The organism is Pseudomonas frederiksbergensis, assembly GCF_017114915.1.
In the GTDB taxonomy this organism is placed as follows: Bacteria; Pseudomonadota; Gammaproteobacteria; order Pseudomonadales; family Pseudomonadaceae; genus Aquipseudomonas; species Aquipseudomonas frederiksbergensis_I.
Window position 1 is genome coordinate 1 of the sequence record NZ_JAAUOE010000003.1, and the last position, 18,303, is coordinate 18,303.

General features: G+C 56.5%; 14 protein-coding genes and 1 pseudogene. 5 read left to right on the forward strand and 10 right to left on the reverse strand.

The window, feature by feature from the left end; translation table 11 throughout:
• Positions 1-1,193: 1,193 nt before the first annotated feature.
• From relB to HCU66_RS02960, 3 genes are all read left to right on the forward strand, one after another.
• Positions 1,194-1,415, forward strand: a complete 222-nt coding sequence (gene relB, locus HCU66_RS02950; RefSeq protein WP_205887082.1) for a type II toxin-antitoxin system RelB family antitoxin — start codon at positions 1,194-1,196, stop codon at positions 1,413-1,415.
• Positions 1,416-1,874: 459 nt separating this feature from the next.
• Positions 1,875-2,435 (forward strand): hypothetical protein, encoded by a 561-nt coding sequence (locus tag HCU66_RS02955; protein ID WP_205887083.1) that lies wholly within the window; start codon positions 1,875-1,877, stop codon positions 2,433-2,435.
• Positions 2,436-2,521: 86 nt separating this feature from the next.
• Positions 2,522-3,067 carry a hypothetical protein gene (locus tag HCU66_RS02960; protein WP_205887084.1) on the forward strand — a complete coding sequence of 182 codons (546 nt, stop codon included), beginning with the start codon at positions 2,522-2,524 and terminating at the stop codon, positions 3,065-3,067.
• Positions 3,068-3,624: 557 nt separating this feature from the next.
• On the opposite strand, the gene HCU66_RS02965 is transcribed toward HCU66_RS02960, so the two are convergent.
• The 5 genes and pseudogenes from HCU66_RS02965 to HCU66_RS02985 form a co-directional block, all read right to left on the reverse strand.
• Positions 3,625-3,930, reverse strand: coding sequence for a hypothetical protein (locus HCU66_RS02965; protein WP_205887085.1), 306 nt, complete (start codon positions 3,928-3,930; stop codon positions 3,625-3,627).
• Positions 3,931-4,179: 249 nt separating this feature from the next.
• Positions 4,180-4,353 (reverse strand): hypothetical protein, encoded by a 174-nt coding sequence (locus HCU66_RS02970; RefSeq protein WP_205887086.1) that lies wholly within the window; start codon positions 4,351-4,353, stop codon positions 4,180-4,182.
• Positions 4,354-4,917: 564 nt separating this feature from the next.
• Positions 4,918-5,925 carry an SDH family Clp fold serine proteinase gene (locus tag HCU66_RS02975; RefSeq protein WP_205887087.1) on the reverse strand — a complete coding sequence of 336 codons (1,008 nt, stop codon included), beginning with the start codon at positions 5,923-5,925 and terminating at the stop codon, positions 4,918-4,920.
• Positions 5,926-6,055: 130 nt separating this feature from the next.
• Positions 6,056-6,247: pseudogene (locus HCU66_RS27465) on the reverse strand (hypothetical protein); the annotation flags it as partial.
• A 370-nt stretch (positions 6,248-6,617) separates the two neighbouring features.
• Positions 6,618-7,280: a DUF4145 domain-containing protein gene (locus HCU66_RS02985; RefSeq protein ID WP_205887088.1), complete on the reverse strand. Its 663-nt coding sequence runs from the start codon at positions 7,278-7,280 to the stop codon at positions 6,618-6,620.
• A gap of 193 nt (positions 7,281-7,473) precedes the next feature.
• On the opposite strand from HCU66_RS02985, the gene HCU66_RS02990 reads away from it, so the two are divergent.
• Positions 7,474-7,698, forward strand: a complete 225-nt coding sequence (locus tag HCU66_RS02990) for a hypothetical protein (RefSeq protein WP_205887089.1) — start codon at positions 7,474-7,476, stop codon at positions 7,696-7,698.
• Between the two features lie 655 nt (positions 7,699-8,353).
• Here HCU66_RS02990 and HCU66_RS02995 read toward each other — a convergent pair.
• From HCU66_RS02995 to HCU66_RS03005, 3 genes are all read right to left on the reverse strand, one after another.
• Positions 8,354-8,758 carry a helix-turn-helix domain-containing protein gene (locus HCU66_RS02995; protein WP_205887090.1) on the reverse strand — a complete coding sequence of 135 codons (405 nt, stop codon included), beginning with the start codon at positions 8,756-8,758 and terminating at the stop codon, positions 8,354-8,356.
• A gap of 64 nt (positions 8,759-8,822) precedes the next feature.
• A complete protein-coding gene (locus HCU66_RS03000) occupies positions 8,823-9,023 on the reverse strand; it encodes a helix-turn-helix domain-containing protein (protein ID WP_205887091.1) in 201 nt (66 codons plus the stop codon).
• A 154-nt stretch (positions 9,024-9,177) separates the two neighbouring features.
• Entirely contained in the window at positions 9,178-9,381 is a 204-nt protein-coding gene (locus HCU66_RS03005) for a helix-turn-helix domain-containing protein (protein ID WP_205887092.1), read from the reverse strand.
• A gap of 241 nt (positions 9,382-9,622) precedes the next feature.
• Between HCU66_RS03005 and HCU66_RS03010 the strand changes: the two genes are divergently transcribed.
• Positions 9,623-10,039: a hypothetical protein gene (locus HCU66_RS03010; RefSeq protein WP_205887093.1), complete on the forward strand. Its 417-nt coding sequence runs from the start codon at positions 9,623-9,625 to the stop codon at positions 10,037-10,039.
• Here the strand turns inward: HCU66_RS03010 and HCU66_RS03015 are convergent.
• Together HCU66_RS03015 and HCU66_RS03020 are read right to left on the reverse strand one after the other, a co-directional pair.
• A complete protein-coding gene (locus HCU66_RS03015; protein WP_205887094.1) occupies positions 10,036-11,244 on the reverse strand; it encodes a site-specific integrase in 1,209 nt (402 codons plus the stop codon). The genes HCU66_RS03010 and HCU66_RS03015 overlap by 4 nt on opposite strands.
• A gap of 256 nt (positions 11,245-11,500) precedes the next feature.
• Positions 11,501-18,082: a VCBS domain-containing protein gene (locus HCU66_RS03020; protein WP_205887095.1), complete on the reverse strand. Its 6,582-nt coding sequence runs from the start codon at positions 18,080-18,082 to the stop codon at positions 11,501-11,503.
• Positions 18,083-18,303: the final 221 nt, after the last annotated feature.

Here is an 18,303-nt window from a genome sequence, read left to right on the forward strand (position 1 = left end):
TCAACAGAATCGGCCGATTGCTGCCTGTCGCGAATGGCTCAGAATGGCCGCTCTCTGTCGCTCGTCTCTTGTGCGTGCATTGGTCAACCGGATGCAAACGGTGGTCACCACGAATGCAAATGACTGGTCAGTAGTAATGCAATTTAGTGGTCATGTGCGATGCAATTACGCAACAAGCAGCTGATGTCGGGCGGCCCGCCGAGCGCAGTGACCACCACCAGCGACCCGCTTCACACGGTGCTTTGGACATAAAACCTAATGTTTCCCAGATTACCCAACGAAGCATTGGGTCGTTCTCCAATGTCAAGTTGCTTGCGTGAACCAAGAGGTTTCGAGGCTCGAAACTCCCGCTACGGTTTACGCCCCATCAGCGTCCTCCAGCGTGATAGGGGTTATACGGCAGTCAGCTCTTGCCATTGCTTCACGCAAAAGACCTCAAGATCAAACACATGATGAATGGCTCTACTACTGCTTACCTGCGGATGACAACGCTGGAGGCGTGCCTAAGTACGAGGGATGGGGTTGAAATTGGACTTCTAGCCTTTGGACAAGAGCGAGAATTTTGCTGGTCAACGAAAGGACGCGGATGCGCGCCGCAACCTCTTCGATTTGCACGTGACCCAACAAGAACCGGATCGCCAAAAAAGTACTTCACTACATGGTTTCGAATTGAACAGCGGGCTTTCACTTCCGTCTATCCATACTTGGTCTGTGGACGGCACAAGACATCTCTCCACATATGGCCAAGGTATTTCTCCACATATACCTCCTGGTCAACGCCATCCCGAGCGAACAAACAGAAAAGGTTTCCCCTAAAAAACAGGCAAAAGACAAGATTTTTATCTAGATATAGAGAGTTTTTTAAGAAATTTATCTATTTAGTGGTTCTACACACTTCGTACACGGACGGCACAAGACATCTCCCCGCATATGGACAAGGAATTTCTCCACATATAGAGACTGGAGGTCATGCCGTTCAGAGGCTCCATTGCGTCTAGAGGGCAGTGAGATAATTGCTAGAGAGCCAGGTGTGTTCCATCACTCAAAGCCCTTGCGCTGTAAGCGCTTGCTGAAGTCGCGTTACGTAACCTAGGCAGGCAGAAAACAGCGAAGTGCCGACATAGTCGTAAACTGACCGTGAGGGATCAGCCCATTTGCTATGCTGGCGTAATGATTAGCTCAGGGGCCCACCCATGCTTACTCTCCATTTGCCACCCGAGCTTGAAGAACGCCTTCAAAGGCTCGCTCAAGCTACTGGCAGGTCCACGGCCTTTTACGTCACCCAAGCCATTGCGCTACATCTCGACGATATTGAAGATTTGAGTATCGCAGAGCGGCGCCTGCTTGATATTCAGGCCGGTAGCTCAGAGACAATACCTTTAGAGCAGGTGCTAACGCATAGGCGCAGGCGATAACACACGCCTTCTGGCAGCTTTGCTGCAAGGGCGGTAATCGATAAATCAGCAGTCATTCGACAAGTGTTCTGATCAGGCGTAAGTTGAAGCGTTGCGAAGAGCAGGTCTGAATTCCTAACGCCAGCTGAGTGGGGCTGGTATCGGCGTCAGAAGGTACCTCTAGCAACCCCCACAAACCCCGGCCTTGCCCGGGGTTTTGCGTTTCTGGCGTTACGCTTTGTCGCGCAGTTCGAAGTGGTAGCGGTGATGGCGCCCGTCTTTTTTCTCCGGACCACAACGCCCACCGCAACGGCTTTGCTACCAATGCACATAGCGCCGATGAGCACCCGCGTCTGGTTGAGTTCGCCCGCTTGGGTATGGCTGTAACCATTGAGCTTGAGCAAGCCGGAATACCGGCCATTCGATCTTCGAGCCAAGAGGTCAAACTCTAGTCTCAATCAAATGATCGGAGGGTCAATCATGAGCGATGCTCAGCAAGCACAGGCAGAAATCCTAGCGTTGTCGGTCGCTGTATTGAAGGCGCGCGCCACAGTAGTTGAAGCGGGTGGGTATGATGAATCTATCGACCAGCTCCGATTCGCTTTTGCCGATGCAGGGGTAGATATTTGTGCATTCCAAAAACGAGTTCTGGACGATCTGGAAGTTAGGCGCAAGGTTGCTCAACTGGCACGGAAAGTCGAAAGCGAGACTGCTCATCGTCTGCTTAACGATGAGGTTGCGATGGCTGAGAGGGTTTACTCCCGGGAGCTCGATGCCGAGGCGGCGCGCCTTGAACTTCAGTGCAAGGTGGCTAGTTCTGAGTACCAGCGCAAATTCGCCGTTTTAATTAAAACCGGTTTGACAGAATCGCAGGTATTGGTTGCGATCGGACCTGAGCCAGATGTTCGGGCGCTGGCTTTGCGAGCGCAGGAGTTGCGGCAAAACGCTGAAGGTCGCCGTCAAGCCATTCGCGAGACAGCCCAAAAGTTAGCCCGTATCGAAGCGTTGCCGCACCGCATAGCCTCCGGGCACTCAGCTTAATGTCAATTCGGATTGATCCCCAAGCCGAGAATGCATTGGCAGTTCAGTTGGGTAGGAGGCTTAAGCGTGCCAGGGCAGCGGCAGGGATGATTCTTGATGACGCTAGGAAAGCATTAGGCCAGCAGAATCTTGGGCAGGTCTGCCAACATGAAAAAGGCCGCCGCTTGCCTGGTACCCTCCAGATTCTGCGGTATGCCAGGCTGTACGGTGTGAGTACAGATTTTCTGTTTGGGCTGACTGATGTGCCAACACCCCGACCGACGCCTAAGGATGTTCCTAGCGCTGCAATCGCTGGCGCTGTGCAGAAGTGCATGACTGAGTCGCTTGAGTCGCTAACACACCTTATGGCGAGCCGCATTGGCGTATTGGTTGTCGGCTTCGGTCAAGATAGGGCTGAGCTGCGCAAGGCACTCGAAATTGCTAGGCAAGCCAGTGAGTCACTTGCACGCATTCGAGCGCGACATTCCCAGTTTGATGACCGGATCTGTGGTGGTGCAAAGCTGGTCACTTTGCTAGGTCAGCTTTCGACAGCCGCGGTTGAGTTTAGCGCCCGTGAGAGGCGTGAACGTCTTGAGCTGGGGGATATCGAAACTGCTGTTCTTAGGCCCACGCGATTCGGCTTTTGTGATTGACCAAAGCTAATGCTCAAGCGGAGTGCTCAGTGCTTTGGTAATAAAACCTAATGTTTCCCAGATTACCCAGTGAGGCTTCTGGGTCGTTTTCCAACGTCAAGTTACTTGCGCGAACCAAGAGGTTTCGAGGCACGAAACCCCCGCTATGGTTTACACCCGAAAGCAGGTGTTTTGGCTGAAAACCCCGTCACGCATATAGTTCCTGGCCATAACCCATCAGCGCCCTCCAGCGTGATAGTGGTTATTGCATCCAAAACGGCGCTCATCGACGAACACTCCTTTTTCAACTAATGTTCAGTCGTCAGTTGCCCCCACGGGCCGCCTCTCTCGCAGAGTCCCGTGCGTAGCGCTTCCAGCGATGGGAGATGTCACCAACGGACCATGGAAGGGGCACCCAAATCTGAACGACTGGACGTAGATCTGATTTGCGTAGGCTGGTGTGGCGTCATCACACCGCCCCCAGCGCATCCCCTCCCAACCTCTATCCACGCTGGATTTGAAATCTGACTTGGCGGGCTCCCCGGTTTTGGGGACACCCGTGGGGCTGGAGCAGGCCCTCAAGATGCTGGACGAGGAAATACCGCTGATGAGCGTTGGTACATTTCAAGGAATGTATTAAGAAAACGCATCACCGCACCGTCGTCCTCTAGAAATAACATCAACTTTTCGTCCTCAAAGTCATCATCCTCCAGACAATCGCAAGCGTGATCCAGAATAAGCTGCCATTGCACATCTTGGTCATACGTAATGCCAAATGTCACAGCAAGCCAAGCATACTCATCAGGCTCGCCCCCAAAGCCATCCTCCCCCCAGACACGATCCGTCTCCAGTAGAACTGCACTGATTAACGTTTTCCTGCTCATAGTTAGCTCCTGGGGTTACCTGACAACACTGTTAATGATAGAGCTGGCGTCATGTTGCATGAGGTACAGCTCCTTTTACTGGGAAGCCGCCACCTTCGCGACCAAACGAATGGAGGTGGACAGGTTGGTCAACCGGGGTAAAAGAAACCCGGCAGGCGCGAACGCCACTCACAAACAGCCGCCATAACTCGAAACGACAGGCACAAAAAAGCGCCTGCGTTCTCATGGGGCGCTTGTGCGCCTTTTGCTTTATTGAGTGACCAAAGGGACGATCAGGGGATGATTTTCAACGAGCGCGATCAGCAGAGCATTTGCCTGGACGCTGCCTTGATCCGCTGCGTTGCGCAGGCGTCCCCAGGCGGCTTTGACTTCGGCGCGGGTTGGTTTGGCCTGGTGGCCGCGGAGCTTGGTAGGGGTCGACATGATTTGTCCTCTATGAGCTGTAAAAGCCGTTCAAGGCTCACATTAGGCCTGATCTGAGTGTATATCCAGTGCTTTTAGGGTGCACTCTAGGTGATACACGTAACCGGATTAAACGGGACTGAAATAGTTGGATTGTAGTGGATCGAGGAGGGAGTTTTTGTTGCAGTAAGTCGGGGATAGGCTAAGTGATACAGGGCTGTGTTTTCAGCTCAGTTGATCAGCCTCAGTCTGACCTCAGATAATTACTGGAGCGCGTCGGAGGGTGGAAGGTTTTACGAGTAGGTCGCAAAAGGAGAGAGAAGGTGGCAAGAAGTGGCTGGTTTGACGTCAGATTCCTGGACAACGACCTGATCTCCCATTTCGGTAGGGCAGGTGTCGCGACACGTTTCGCGAATAATGAAAATGTGTCGCGAACGGATAGTATAAATGGCGGCACACCGAAAGGGCTTCTCGGGATTCGTGCAGCTATGGTTTCGACAGAGTATTTGAGGGGGGGCGATATTGCGGGGGTGAAAAAAGCCCGGCGCTTGGCCGGGCATTCTCTGTGATCAAGGGCGAGTAAAATCAGTAGCTTTGGGAATTGGATACTTGCGGACTGCCTTCACCTGTTCTTGCGATATTTCCTTCATCATCTGAATCAGATTGCTCGCTGGCAGGCCCTGCGACTCCTTCTGAGGCGTCAACAGCCTGCTCAACGCCTGCTCCTGGGCTGCTTTGGACGGTGTCATTACTAGTACCCTCAGCGGATGGTGGGATCAACGCCACAAATGTGAGATTTGTATCGGGATCATGGCATAAACCGTAGAGCGATTCGACGGCTTTCAGTTCCGCATCCGACGGAGCGCGTACCTTGTTGAAAAGAGTCGAAGCTTCCTTACGATCAATTACGAAACCATGTGATGGGTAGTCAAGCATAAGGGAGCGAAGCGAGTCGTCAGTTTTAAGATTTTTTACTTTATCATTGAGACGTTTTCCATAGGAAAACGCTATTGATACTGCGCGTTGAGACTCACCTATTTTATATGGATCGATTTGGGCGTAGATTGGTGCAATTAGCCCAGTCGTGAGCTTTGTAGCAATTTCTGCTGCTGTTTTCGTCGTGACCGAGAGCTGTACATTCAAGTCTATGAGAACGCTTTTAAGAATGTCTGTCGATTGGCTGCGTAGAAAAGCCATTGCCTGGGTAATATCAAGTCCAGAGGACATATCAAATAATTCGTCTGGTTTCTTCAGCTGCATATCCAACGGGCCCAGCTCTCCTTTGTCTGCGATTACCAGTTCGTCAGCACCAATTGCCATCAGCGTTCCCGCGCTCTTGCAATAGGTGGGAATGACGATCGTCAAGTGCTCGTAATGATGTCGAAAACCTCGAGCTATTCGGTAACCCGCCGACGGATCGCCCCCATAAGTGGCTAAGAAGAGGTAGGCACTTTTAGTTTTCTTTTTGATGAATTCGTCAGTTATTCGATCGTATCCGCTGCGGCTGACGTTCCCGACATAGATGTAGCAGTCCTTGCCCTGGGTAGTACTCAGATCTGCAATATTTTTCCATGCGTCTTCAAATAAGCCCATCTATGTCTCCCTGGCTGCGCTCTTGGTGATTCGAATATAGCAACACAATTGAGAAGGCGCGCGGCAAGGAAGTAGCTGTTGATGAGCCTGCTCCAGCCTGCTGTCTGGTCCGCGGTTGGTCCTTTACTGACAGCACTGCAATGTCTTCCCTGATGTACTCCAGGTTCTCATCCAGAGTGACCAGTGCGCAGCGCACGTTATCGGCAACGTCTGCCGATCCGCGCTGCCCGACCCAATTGGAGAGCTCTTCTACAGCGGCGCCCAGGGCGAGTTGGTTTTGATTCAGTGCGTTGAGCAGGCCGGCGATCATCGTGTTGTTCATTGCATCCCTCCATGTGAATTCGAAGGGTAGCAGTACGTGCTCATCTCGACCTGTTACCTGGCGCTGACCAACGTTAGATAACGGTGGACTAACGTTATTGGGCGGCGGGTCGACTTGCGGGTGCAACGACGCGCCCAGCTTAAGTACATAAGGTCTTTGCAGTTCTGTGAGACCAAATCAGTCTCACTGAGACCAAGTTGTCACATATCGCGATATTTCACTGTGGGAGCGAGAGTATTGCAGGGAGTTTACCTGGGGGAGAGAGTTGCACTCAGACTTGAGGGCATCAGCCAGATGCGCGGAATTCTGCTCGCATCTTGTCCAGGCACCCGATGTGCTCAAACTTGAGCACATCTCTGTGCAATATTGGTTACTGAAGAGTTGTAGCGAGGAAGCGCTCAACGTCATCGATCATGCCTTTTACGTCTCCAAGGTTGAATTTTTCTACATCGCCATGGGCTGCGGCATTGCGGATGCCTGCCATCGCTGTGATGCGTTTTTGCTGAATTGAGTTGTAAGCGCCCGCTTTCGCCAGGTCGGCGTTCATCTTGTCGAGCTTCCCATGGTCGATACCTCGATCGGTGCAGAGGTTGCGAATAGTGGTTTCCAGTACCACCCCGGCAATCACCGCGGCTGCCGATGCATATCCTGCGGAAAGCAGCTCGCTGGCTTGTTCGAGTTCGCTCCCGAAAACTTCTGCCTGAACCAGGTTGCGGACAGTGTTGAGGTAACCACCCTCGAAATCCTCCTTTATGGCAAGAAATACCGCCCTGAGTTGTTTCAGAATTTCGTAGTTGGTTGCGAGGCCGGGTGCTTTCTCAGCGGCGATGAAACTGACCAGTTGCTGCGACGATTCCCCGCACGTATTGATAAGAAGCGTTTTTGCTTTGACTTTCCAGTTGAGCAGCGCATTTTGGTCGACGTATATCGAGGCTGCCCCTGTCATTGGGCTGGGCGCACTTCTCTTGGACGCCTCGATTGCCTCCAATTGCTCCTCGAGTTCAGAGAACCGCTTTTCGAACAACTTCGTCATTTCGAATTCCTTTTCCAAGTAAGGGCCGATCCCCAGGGCAGATACTAGCCTGGGCCCGCGACGTTAGCATTCGCAATCAAGCGGTTTCCCTCGACCACTGCCGGATCTAAAACCGAGAAGGGTGTCGTTCCCAGCAACAACACCTGAAGTTATTTTGCATACCTCATTGCGTGACTAGCAACGAGGAGTTCAGATGACGGATGAAGTTAAGCCTCCGCGCTCAGCAGCAGCCAGGCAACGGGACTACAAAGAGCGCGAGCGAGCGGCCGGCTACAAGCTCACGGCGCTGTGGATTCACTCGGAGACGGAGGATGAGGGCAAGCAGGCAGCGCGGGATGGCAAGCCACTCAAGCCGATGGGCACGAAAGATTCCTTGAGCTGGGCGGCAGGCTGGATCACTGAGAAGGGTAAGCAGTAAATACTCCCGGATTCAGGGTATTTAGTCGGCTGAACATTTTGCCGATTGATCGATGGTCCAGAAATGGTCCATCACAGAAGAGGTGCCAATCCGGTACGCGAACACCGGGATGACGATCACACGACGACGCTTAGAGGCTCACGTCATGCAATGTAAAAAGTTTGGAAGTAACCAAGGCACTACCCCACAACAGGGTGGTGCCTTTTTTTCGGTTTGAAACACTGCTCGACTTCTAGGGTGGCGGATCGGCGACTATCGGCCTTGGCCCTTTTCAACCTGGTAGATCAGATCCTTCCTCACTTCCTCCGCGCATGGACGACACATACCGATCAGCGTCCAAGGGAGGAAGTCGACAACAAGAAAGGTGAAGCCTCCAACGCGTTTACATTTCCCTGAATAACCATGGGCGCATCGCGCCTGCTGGTACGTCTTTGGTCCCATCTTATAAACCCTGGTGGTGGTAATTTATAAAGGGTGGGATTTTTTCCGTTTTCATACCCCTCTGGAGGCCCCGGTTTCATTGAAAGGTACTGGGAAAAAATCCCAGTACTGCACCATTTCAGAAAACAACCGGACACAACCGGACAATGAAGGCGTGTTGACTGGGAAAAATTCCCAGTACTAGGCGGAAAAATTCCCACCGAAAAACTCGAAATTAAATGAACTTGAAGCGCGGCGGCCCAGGGGAAACGTCGAGGTCTTTTCCTGGGCAATCGTCTATTGCCGCCCAGGTAATCGCATACAACGCACAGCGAGCCATTCCCTGCTCCCTACCTCCCTTACGGCTCTCCCTGGTACGAACGATCAAGCCTACTTCCATCAGCTCAGCAAGGGCGGACGCTAATGTCTTGGCATCCATGGGTTTGCCCTTGGCGATCATTGATGCTGTGCAAGACAGGTCGCCGTTGTTGCGGCCGTTGTAGTTCCTGGCCAGCTTGATCAGCACGGTTACCGCTTTAGTCGACAGATTGTCGAAGGCGTCACTGATCAGCAGTCGATAGGGCAGGGCCAGTACTCGACCGCCGCCAAAGTCGACCTTGTATTTTTTCTTCCTGGCCATTCGGCGGCTCACAGGCAGGCGCAGAGGCCTCCACAAAACTGCGGCGACCTCTGCGATCTCTGGATTACGACGCTTCGCGCATGAGGATGTATTTGGCTACGCGGTGGGGTGGCCGGCCTGGTTCAGTTGACTGATGCGTCCAGTAAGTGCGGATTTCATGCCCCTTTTTCCTGAGGCGGCGGATGGTGTTTGGTGGCTGGACGATATCCAGGTTCTTTGCTGCCTCGATGGTCGATACCGGGCCGATGCGCAGGGCCTCCATCATTTTGCGGTCTTGCTGAGTTGAAGAATGGCGTGTCATAGTTTGCCCTTCACGTTGGTGCTATCCAGTGTGTTTTTGCTAAGGCGGTGTTCGAGCACCGCCTTAGCAACCTTCCGCGCAGTCCTACTCAATTCCTGCCCCTTGTTCATTCTGAGCTTCACCTTGCGCCGGCATTCGCTGCTCGCTCAATGAACGCCTTCAGTTCGGATGCCAATGCCAGGCGCCGACGGCCGATCTTGAAAGTCTTGATTTCGCCTTGAGCGATCAACTCGTAAGTAGCTGAACGCGAAATACCCAAAATGCGGGCAGATTCTTCGACGCTCACTGACAGCGGTGCAATCTGTTGCTGCGCTTGTTCCATATCTGCCTCCTAAGTCCTAGTCGGTATGTCCAGGATCTGGAGCAAATCCTATTGATGTGTTTGCTGCACGTCAACTGCAATCATGTACTTTGTGTGAGCGTGTGGACTTCGCTGGATGCAAAAGGTACGATTTATTAGGCATAAATTGACAGGTACTAGATAGATGGCGAAGAACAAGTCAAACCAAGGTGCACGGAAGACTGAGACTCTGACACTCCGCCTTGATCCTAAGGTGAAGATGATGATCGAAATGATCTCTAGGGTGCGTCGACAGTCCATTACTGGTGTCGTCGAAGCAGCGATTGAAGAGATCGCCTCCGATCTACTCACCCCCTTTTTTCACAATGGCGAAACTTTTAATTTTTCGCTTTCAGACGTTATCGGTGAGGTTTGGTCGACTGATGAAAGTGAGCGCTTCATCAATATGTGCTATCACGTCCCTACCTTGCTCACTTACGAAGAGCAGCGAATTTGGGAAACCATCAAAGCGTCTAAAGTTTTCTTGTGGACAGACGGAATAATGGAAACTTCTTGGGAGCTTGAGGGAGGGGGGCGTCTGGACCGCTTAGAGTTAGGTCGCTGGTGGAGTGATCTGCTTGGGCACGTAGAAGCGCATAAAGATAGCAGGACCGTTGTTCCCTTTGAGCCGCAATTCTAAATCAGTTCAACTGCCGCCGCTTTTGTACCTGGGGCCAGGTGCGCATATCGAAGTGTCATTTTGATATCGGCGTGTCCTAGCAGTTCACGTACCGTGTTGAGTGGCACGCCGGCCATTACCAGACGTGAAGCGAAGTCGTGGCGCATATCGTGCCAGCGAAAACCCTCGATCTTGGCTCGCTCAAGCAACTTGAGCCAGGCGCTTTTAACATCCTCCAAGCGTCCACCCGCCTGACTCGGGAAAACGTACCGAGAATTCCCTGCCTGTTTCTTCCAATCCGTCAGCACGGCAAGCGTTTCCTTGTTCATTGGAATATGCCGCGTGTCGCTCGTTTTGGTGGTGGCACCGGCGGCGGTGATCGTTTTCGTTTGGAAGTTCACCGCTGTCCATTGCAGGTCGAACAATTCGCCCCGCCTCATACCGGTATTCAGTGACACCAGCACCAGGGGCTTCAAGTGGTCAGTGAAGGGCAGCAGCAAACTTTGCATCTGCTCTTTGCCGCGATCTGCCCGCCACTTGTTTGCCGTCTCGCGCTCGGTCCGGGCCTCGTCTTGGCGTGCGTCTAGGGCTTCGTGCAGGCGCTTGGTCTCATCTGCATCCAAGTATCGGACCTTTCCCACTGAGTCGACCTTGAGCTGCTTCAGCTTTGCTAGCGGATGTGCGGCGATGTACTCCCATTCAACGGCCCGGCTGAATACGCCGCTGATCGAGCCCATCTTTCTATTTACTGTCGAAGGCTTGTTGCCGGCCTGCATCCATCCGGTGCGGATCTGCTCAAGATCGCGGCCTGTGATTGAGTCGATCCGTTGAGGCATTATCGGCTCGAAATTGTTGTCGAGCGTGTGCAGGGTTTTCTCGTGGCCTTTGTGATGGGTTTCGAACCACGGCATATAGGTGTTGTCGATGAACTCGCGCAAGGAGGGTAGGGTGGCACCCTTGCGGCCTTGGGTGATCGCCAGCGGCTCGCCGTGTTCGTGTGCGTCGGCCAGGTACCGGGCAGTCTCGGTGCGCGCCTGGTCAAGCGTCATCACCCCGACGCGGCCGAGGGTGGCATTCTTGTTGCGGCCCCAGGTGATCATGTAGGACTTATGCCCGCTCGGCAGCACGCGGATGAACAGACCCGGCTGCACAGTGTCATGCACCCGGTATGCTTTCTGTTCGGTAGTCAGGCTGTTGATAAGCTTTTGGGTGATCTTCGTTTTCAAGCAGTACAGCTCCGTGACAGCAGCGTGGCAGCAAAAAGGACTATACGGTGCCGTTTTCACGGACGCAACCGGACTAGAGGCCGCGTGATTGCTGGGCTTGTCCAGCCGGGGCTCGCTATAAGTTGACCCTCCTAAGGGGAAGGTTGGCAGTTCGAACCTGCCCTGGGACACCATATATTTGAAAACCCCACGCAGAGTGATCTGGTGGGGTTTTTTTGTGGCTGTCTGCAGCGGTGGATTCAACTCCAGCCCAACATCAAGCCGTCAGCGTATGGTCTCCCTCCCCAAACCAGGTGCGCACCAGATCGGTACCGCTCGTGCCAGTGTTGGCAAGAACCGCCACATCAGCGAAGTTCGTACCATTGGCTGCGCCATCGATGTCTACCTTCACGGTGATGTCACTGCCGGACTGCGCCAGTTGAACGAAGTCGGACGCCTGGCTGATACCGCTAACGAAGTTGGCGCTGAGCAGGGCAGAGAGGTCGAGCGCGTCGCCTTCGGCGAAGTTGTAGTCGAGGATGGTGTCCCCGCCTTCATCCACGTTGAGGTAGGCGAACACATCGGCGCCTGCGCCACCGCTCAGAGTGTCCTCGCCGCCACGACCCACGATGATGTCGTTGCCGTCGCCGCCACTGAGCGTGTCCGCGAGCATGCTGCCCACCAGTGTGCCGCTGGATTCGCCCTGGTAACTGACTTGGGTGCCGGCCTCGCCACCGTCGGTGATCTGGAAGGCTTCCACCGAATAGTGCCCCAGCAGGTTCATCTCAGCCCGATGCATGCCGTCTTCCACGGTCAGCAGGCCGCCGGCGCCAGAGGCGTTGGCGCTGTAGCTGAGTTGGGTGTTGGCACCGAAAGCGAGATCGCCGAAGGTCAGCATGTCATCGCTCTCAAGGCCGAGGATGCCGACCAGCGAGCCCGCCGATTCAGCCTGTGCGATCACCAGCGTGCCCGCACCTTCGCCGTGGAACGCGACGGACCCGTGTGCGGCGCCGGCGAAGGTCAGGGTCGCGTCGCCATCGATGGTGGCGCTGCCATTGCCGGTCACATCAGCCAGCAGGCGCAGGTCGCCACCATTGGCCCACAGGTGGCCGGAGTTTTCGACCGCACTGGCTACCGTCATGCCGCCAGCGCCCGTGGACTCCAGCACGCCGCTGTTGACGATGGTGTGGGTGCCGGTGTCGAGTACCAGGCTATTCAGCCCGCTGGCCAGGATCAGCCCCGCATTGACCAGTACCATCTGCCCGGCGCCCAGCTGACCGGCGCCGGAAATGCGGTTGTCGACATTGGTCAGCACGGTGTCGGCAGTGCCGCCGAAAATCACGTTTTGCGCGCTGTCGGATAGCAGCACCTGACCGCCACCGGTCAAGGTCGCGCCACGGAACAGAATCTCAAGGCTGGTCTCGCTGCCGGTGGAGCCGAGTTCGATGGTGCCGCTGTTATGGATGCTGCCACCGAACGGCATGATCGCGCCGTCGGCAATGGTGAGGGTACCGGCGTTGTTGGTGAGCGGGTCGACATCGAACTGGAAGTTCGCTTCGCTCAAGTCCGCGGCATCGATACCTTTCAGGGTGACGGTCTGGCCTGAACCGATGCTGACCAATGCATTGCCATTGGCGTCGTTAGTGATACTCAAGTCAGCGAAGCCGGTGACGCCCGTGAAGCCGATCAAGTCGATCTTGTCCGCTGCGGCATTGAAGCTGTGGATGACGTTGTTGCCGATTGGCTGGGCGAACACGAACAGGTCGGCGCCGCTGGAACCGGTGAGGTTGTCGTCTGCTGACAATGCGAAGATTGGCGAGCCGGGGGCGTAGGCTTCGATGTTGTCGTACACCGTGGCATTCCCCATGCTGCCGTCGGCATTGCTCCAGCTCATGCGGACATCCAGCACCAGGGCTCCGACGAAGTCGGCCGAGGTGGTAACGGTCAGGCTGCCGGGATCAGTGGTCAACACCGTCCAGCTGCCGTCTCCATTGTCGGTGCCGCCGCTGATCGTCCAACCTGCAGGCAGGCCTCTGATGTTCACCGCCACCCCGCCAAGATGATCCTCCGGCCCGGTTAGGGCGAGGTTGATCGGCTCGCCGGCAATGCCGGCAGGAGCGACGGTCGAAGTGATCGAGAAATTGCCGGCGTTGTCGTAGACCTTCGCGGTGACGGTTGCGCCGTTGCTGGGCTTGTTCCCGCCGTTGAAATTGAAGGTCCAGGCACCTGCTGCATTGAAGGTGGTTACGGTGCTGACCAAGGTGCTACCCACGAAGACTTCGACTTTCCATACGCCCGAGCCGTCGGTGTCGGTGGCGACTCCAGATGCTGAATTCCGGCCACTGCCAATCGTCAGTGTTGTGGTTGGCGCGACTTCGTCGACGTTGCTGATGGCGATATTGAAGGTCTGGGTGGCCGTCGAACCATCGGCGCTGGTGGCCTGTACGGTTATAGTGTGGTTGGTTGCTGTCTCGTAGCTGAGCGCCCCGGCGGTGGAGACCACACCGGTGTTGCTGTTGATGGCAAACCGGCCGCCTGCATTATCAGCCAGCGAGTAAGTGATGGTTTGGCCACCCGCATCCGCATCAGTGGCTAGGGCCGTAATGCCCACGGCAGTGCCGACTGCGGCATTTTCTGCCACGGAGTTGGCCGCAGCATTGCTGTCAGTCGGCCCGACTACCGGGTTGTCGTTGACGTTAGTGACAGTCACCGCAATCGCCTGGTCGTCAAACAGCGTGCCGTCCGACGCCCGCACAATCACGTTATAGACGTTGTTCGTTCCCGAATCGGTCGGCGCCTCGAAGTTGGGTGCAGAGACAAAACTCAGCGCGCCTGTGCCTGAAGTGATCGAGAACTTCGCGGCATCCGCGCCGCCGACGATGCTGTAGCTCAGCGTTTGCGCCGGAAGATCAGCATCGGTCGCTACCACTGTTGTGACCACTGTGGTGTTCTCCGCCACGCTGACCGAGGCCGCCGCACCACCGCCATTGGAGGTGATAATCGGGCTGTTGTCGTTGACTCCCGTCACGGTTACCGCGATCGCCTGGTCGTCAAACAGCGTGCCGTCCGAGGCCCGCACAATCACGTCATAAACGTTGTTCGTTCCCGAATCAGTCGGCGCTTCAAAGTTGGGGGCAGAGATAAAGCTCAGCACGCCTGTGCCTGAAACGATCGAGAACTTCGCGGCATCCGCTCCGCCGACGATGCTGTAGCTCAGCGTTTGCGCCGGCAGATCAGCATCGGTCGCAGCCACTGTCGTGACCGCTGTGATGTTCTCCGCCACGTTGATCGAAGCCGTCGCACCGCCACCGTTGGAGGTGATAGTCGGCGAGTCGTTGCTGCCGGCGATCTGGACGGTGACCGAAGTGAGGGTGCCATCGGCACTGCTCACCGCGAAGGTGTCGGTGTAGGTGATGCCAGCGGCGAACTCGTTGTGCGCGGAGTCGGCGATGTAGGTCCAGGCACCGTCGGTACCGATGGAGAACTTGCCGTAGCTGCCGGCGGTGTTGGTTTGGGCGACGAAGGTCGCGGTGCTGTCGACGTCGCTGATGGTCAGGGTGCCGGCGGTGGAGATGTCGGCGGCGGTATTGGTTTCGGTCAGGTTGGCGATGTCGGCAGATAGCACGGCGGCATCGTTGGTGCCGAGAATATGCACGGTGACCGAAGTGAGGGTGCCATCGGCACTGCTCACCGCGAAGGTGTCGGTGTAGGTGATGCCAGCGGCGAACTCGTTGTGCGCGGAGTCGGCGATGTAGGTCCAGGCACCGTCGGTACCGATGGAGAACTTGCCGTAGCTGCCGGCGGTGTTGGTTTGGGCGACGAAGGTCGCGGTGCTGTCGACGTCGCTGATGGTCAGGGTGCCGGCGGTGGAGATGTCGGCGGCGGTATTGGTTTCGGTCAGGTTGGCGATGTCGGCAGATAGCACGGCGGCATCGTTGGTGCCGAGAATATGCACGGTGACTGAAGTGAGGGTGCCATCGGCACTGCTCACTGCGAAGGTATCGGTGTAGGTGGTGCCAGCGGCGAACTCGTTGTGCGCGGAGTCGGCGACGTAGGCCCAGGCACCGTCGGTGCCGATGGAGAACTTGCCGTAGCTGCCGGCAGTGTTGGACTGCGCCTGGAAGCTTTCCGGGCTGTCGATATCGCTAACGGTCAGGCTGCCGCCGCTGGTTAGCGGAGCATTGGTTTCGCTCAGCGTGACGCTGGCCGAGGACAGCACGGCGGCGTCATTACTGCCGGTGACGGTCACAGTCACCTGCTGGGTATCCACGCCGCCGAGGCCATCGCTGACCTGTACGCTGAACACTTCGTTGTAGCTCTCGCCGGCCTTCAGCGACTGCACCGCACTGGCAACGCCATCGGTGCCGTTGGCCAGGGTGTACGTCCACTGGCCGGTGCTGTCGACGGCGATCGAGCCATAGGTTCCAGTTGGCGAACCATTGATGGTCCAGCTGGCGGTGGCATCGTGGTCAATGTCGGCCGAGCTGAACTGACCACTGACGCTGAGCTTGGTGTCTTCCTTCACGGTGCCGACATCGTTGCCGGTTGCGAAGCTGAGCACCGGCGCGTCGTTGCTGCCGGTGACGGTGACGGTCACCTGCTGGGTATCCACCCCGCCGAGGCCATCGCTGACCTGTACGCTGAACACTTCGTTGTGACTCTCGCCGGCCTTCAGCGATTGCACCGCACTGGCAACGCCATCGGTGCCGTTGGCCAGGGTGTACGTCCATTGGCCGGTACTGTCGACGGCGATCGAGCCATAGGTTCCAGTTGGCGAACCATTGATGGTCCAGCTGGCGGTGGCATCGTGGTCAATGTCGGCCGAGCTGAACTGACCACTGACGCTGAGCTTGGTGTCTTCCTTCACGGTGCCGATATCGTTGCCGGTTGCGAAGCTGAGCACCGGCGCGTCGTTGCTGCCGGTGACGGTGACGGTCACCTGCTGGGTATCCACGCCGCCGAGGCCATCGCTGACCTGTACGCTGAACACTTCGTTGTGACTCTCGCCGGCCTTCAGCGATTGCACCGCACTGGCAACGCCATCGGTGCCGTTGGCCAGGGTGTACGTCCATTGGCCGGTACTGTCGACGGCGATCGAGCCATAGGTTCCAGTTGGCGAACCATTGATGGTCCAGCTGGCGGTGGCATCGTGGTCAATGTCGGCCGAGCTGAACTGACCACTGACGCTGAGCTCGGTGTCTTCCTTCACGGTACCGATATCGTTGCCGGTTGCGAAGCTGAGCACCGGCGCGTCGTTGCTGCCGGTAATGGTGATGGTGACCGTCTGCGGTGCCGAGGCGGCGTCAGCCGCACCGCTGTCGTCGGTGGCGACCACCGTGTACGAGAAGGTGATGGTTTCGCCCGCGCCGAGGAAGTCGAGGTTCTGGTTGCTGCTGTAATTCCAGCTGTCCTGATCGACCGAGAAGCCGGCCACCAGTGCCGAGGCCACGCCCGCATTGAGCATACCGCCGCTCCAGGCGATGTCGCCGTTGGAGGTGTGCGACACAGTCACCGTGTCGATGCTGTCCGGATCGACAAAGCTCAATACGCCGCTGTCGCTCAGTGTGGCCGCACCGTTGCCTTCGTTCATCGCCCCGGCGCTATCGGCAATTGTCAGCGTCGGCCGGTCGTTGGTGCCGGTGATCGTAATGGTCACGGTCTGCACCACGCCGTCGCCGATCGCCACGTTATAGGTCTGGGTGCGAGTCTCTCCTTCGCCGAGGAACTGCAGGGCGGCGTTGTCTACTGCGAAATGCCAGCCCAGCGAACCGCTGTCCGTGCCGGTGCTGTCGTTCAGTGGGTCTGTGGTGAAGCTGCCCAGGTAGCCGGAAGCGCCCGGCGTGACGGTGACGCTGTGGGTGTCGATCAGGTCGACGTCGGTGAAGGTGATGCTACCGCTGGCCGCGTAGTCGCCGCTGTCTTCCTTGGCATCGCCAGCCTGCACGCCGCTGGTGATCTGCACCTGGTCGTTGGTGCCGGTGATGGTGATAAACACGTTCTGCGTGGTCAACGAGCCATGCCCATCACTGATGGTGACCACATAGGTTTCGCTAGCCGTCTGCCCCTGGGCCAGGGACTGGGCAGCCGCATTATCTATGGTGTAAGTCCAGCTGACGGTGCCGTCGGCCGCGTTGGCCGCTTCGGTCACGGGGGCAAGGACGAAGGTGCCCAGCGCTGTGGCATTGCCTCCTGCCGCCACGAATGAGGCGGTATGTGTGTCACTCAGATCGACATCGCTGAACGCAATCGTGCCTGTCGCACTCAGCGAGTCGGTCGAGCTCAGCGAGTCGGTTGGGCTCGGCGTCGTGGCCGCATCTTCGGTTACCGTGCCGGCCTGCATGCCAATGCTCATGGTCACACTGTCATTCATACCGGCGAATTGCACCTGCGCAGTGGCCCAACTGAGCGTGCCGTTGCCCAGGCGAATCGCATAGGTAAAGCTGTCTGTCAGGGACGCTCCAGCCGCAAGCGCCTGAAGTTGCGCCTTGAAAGCAGTCGACAACGTAGCGGCGTCGTAGCCGACCTTGCCATCCGATGTAATCCAGATCTTTGCCCCATTGAAACTGGTGTCAGTACTCGTCGCCTCGATTCTGCACGTGTCCTGGACCAGCAGGTCGGCCGGGGCATAAACCTTGGTGGCCGTCGAAAGACTGGTCGCGTTATCGAGTGACCAGAGTGTCTTAGCATTGCCGCCCAGGTCATTGGACATGACGTCCAGGTACACGACCCCCAGCAGTTCTTCAGTGATGCTCGCGGCGCCCGCGTCAGTAACACCGGTCGTGAAGATGTCGCCCGTCGCCTGCGGTGTGTTGGAAAACGAAGTGACGGTGCCGCCGCTGGTCGTTGTGGTGGTAGCCATGTCTTTCTCCCGAGAATGCTCTTTTTTTTAGAATTTCCAGATCCTGCCAACAGGACGAAGTCCCGTGCTGTGCCGCTCAGGTTGTTCAGGAGCGGTGCGAGGCGGCCGGACATCGTCGGCCTGACGAGGCAGGCGTTGCCGGCAGAGGGACGCTGGTATCACGGAGGTGGAAAAGTTCGCCGCACTTGAGGAGCGAATCGCAGGAGCGACTGGGCGAACGT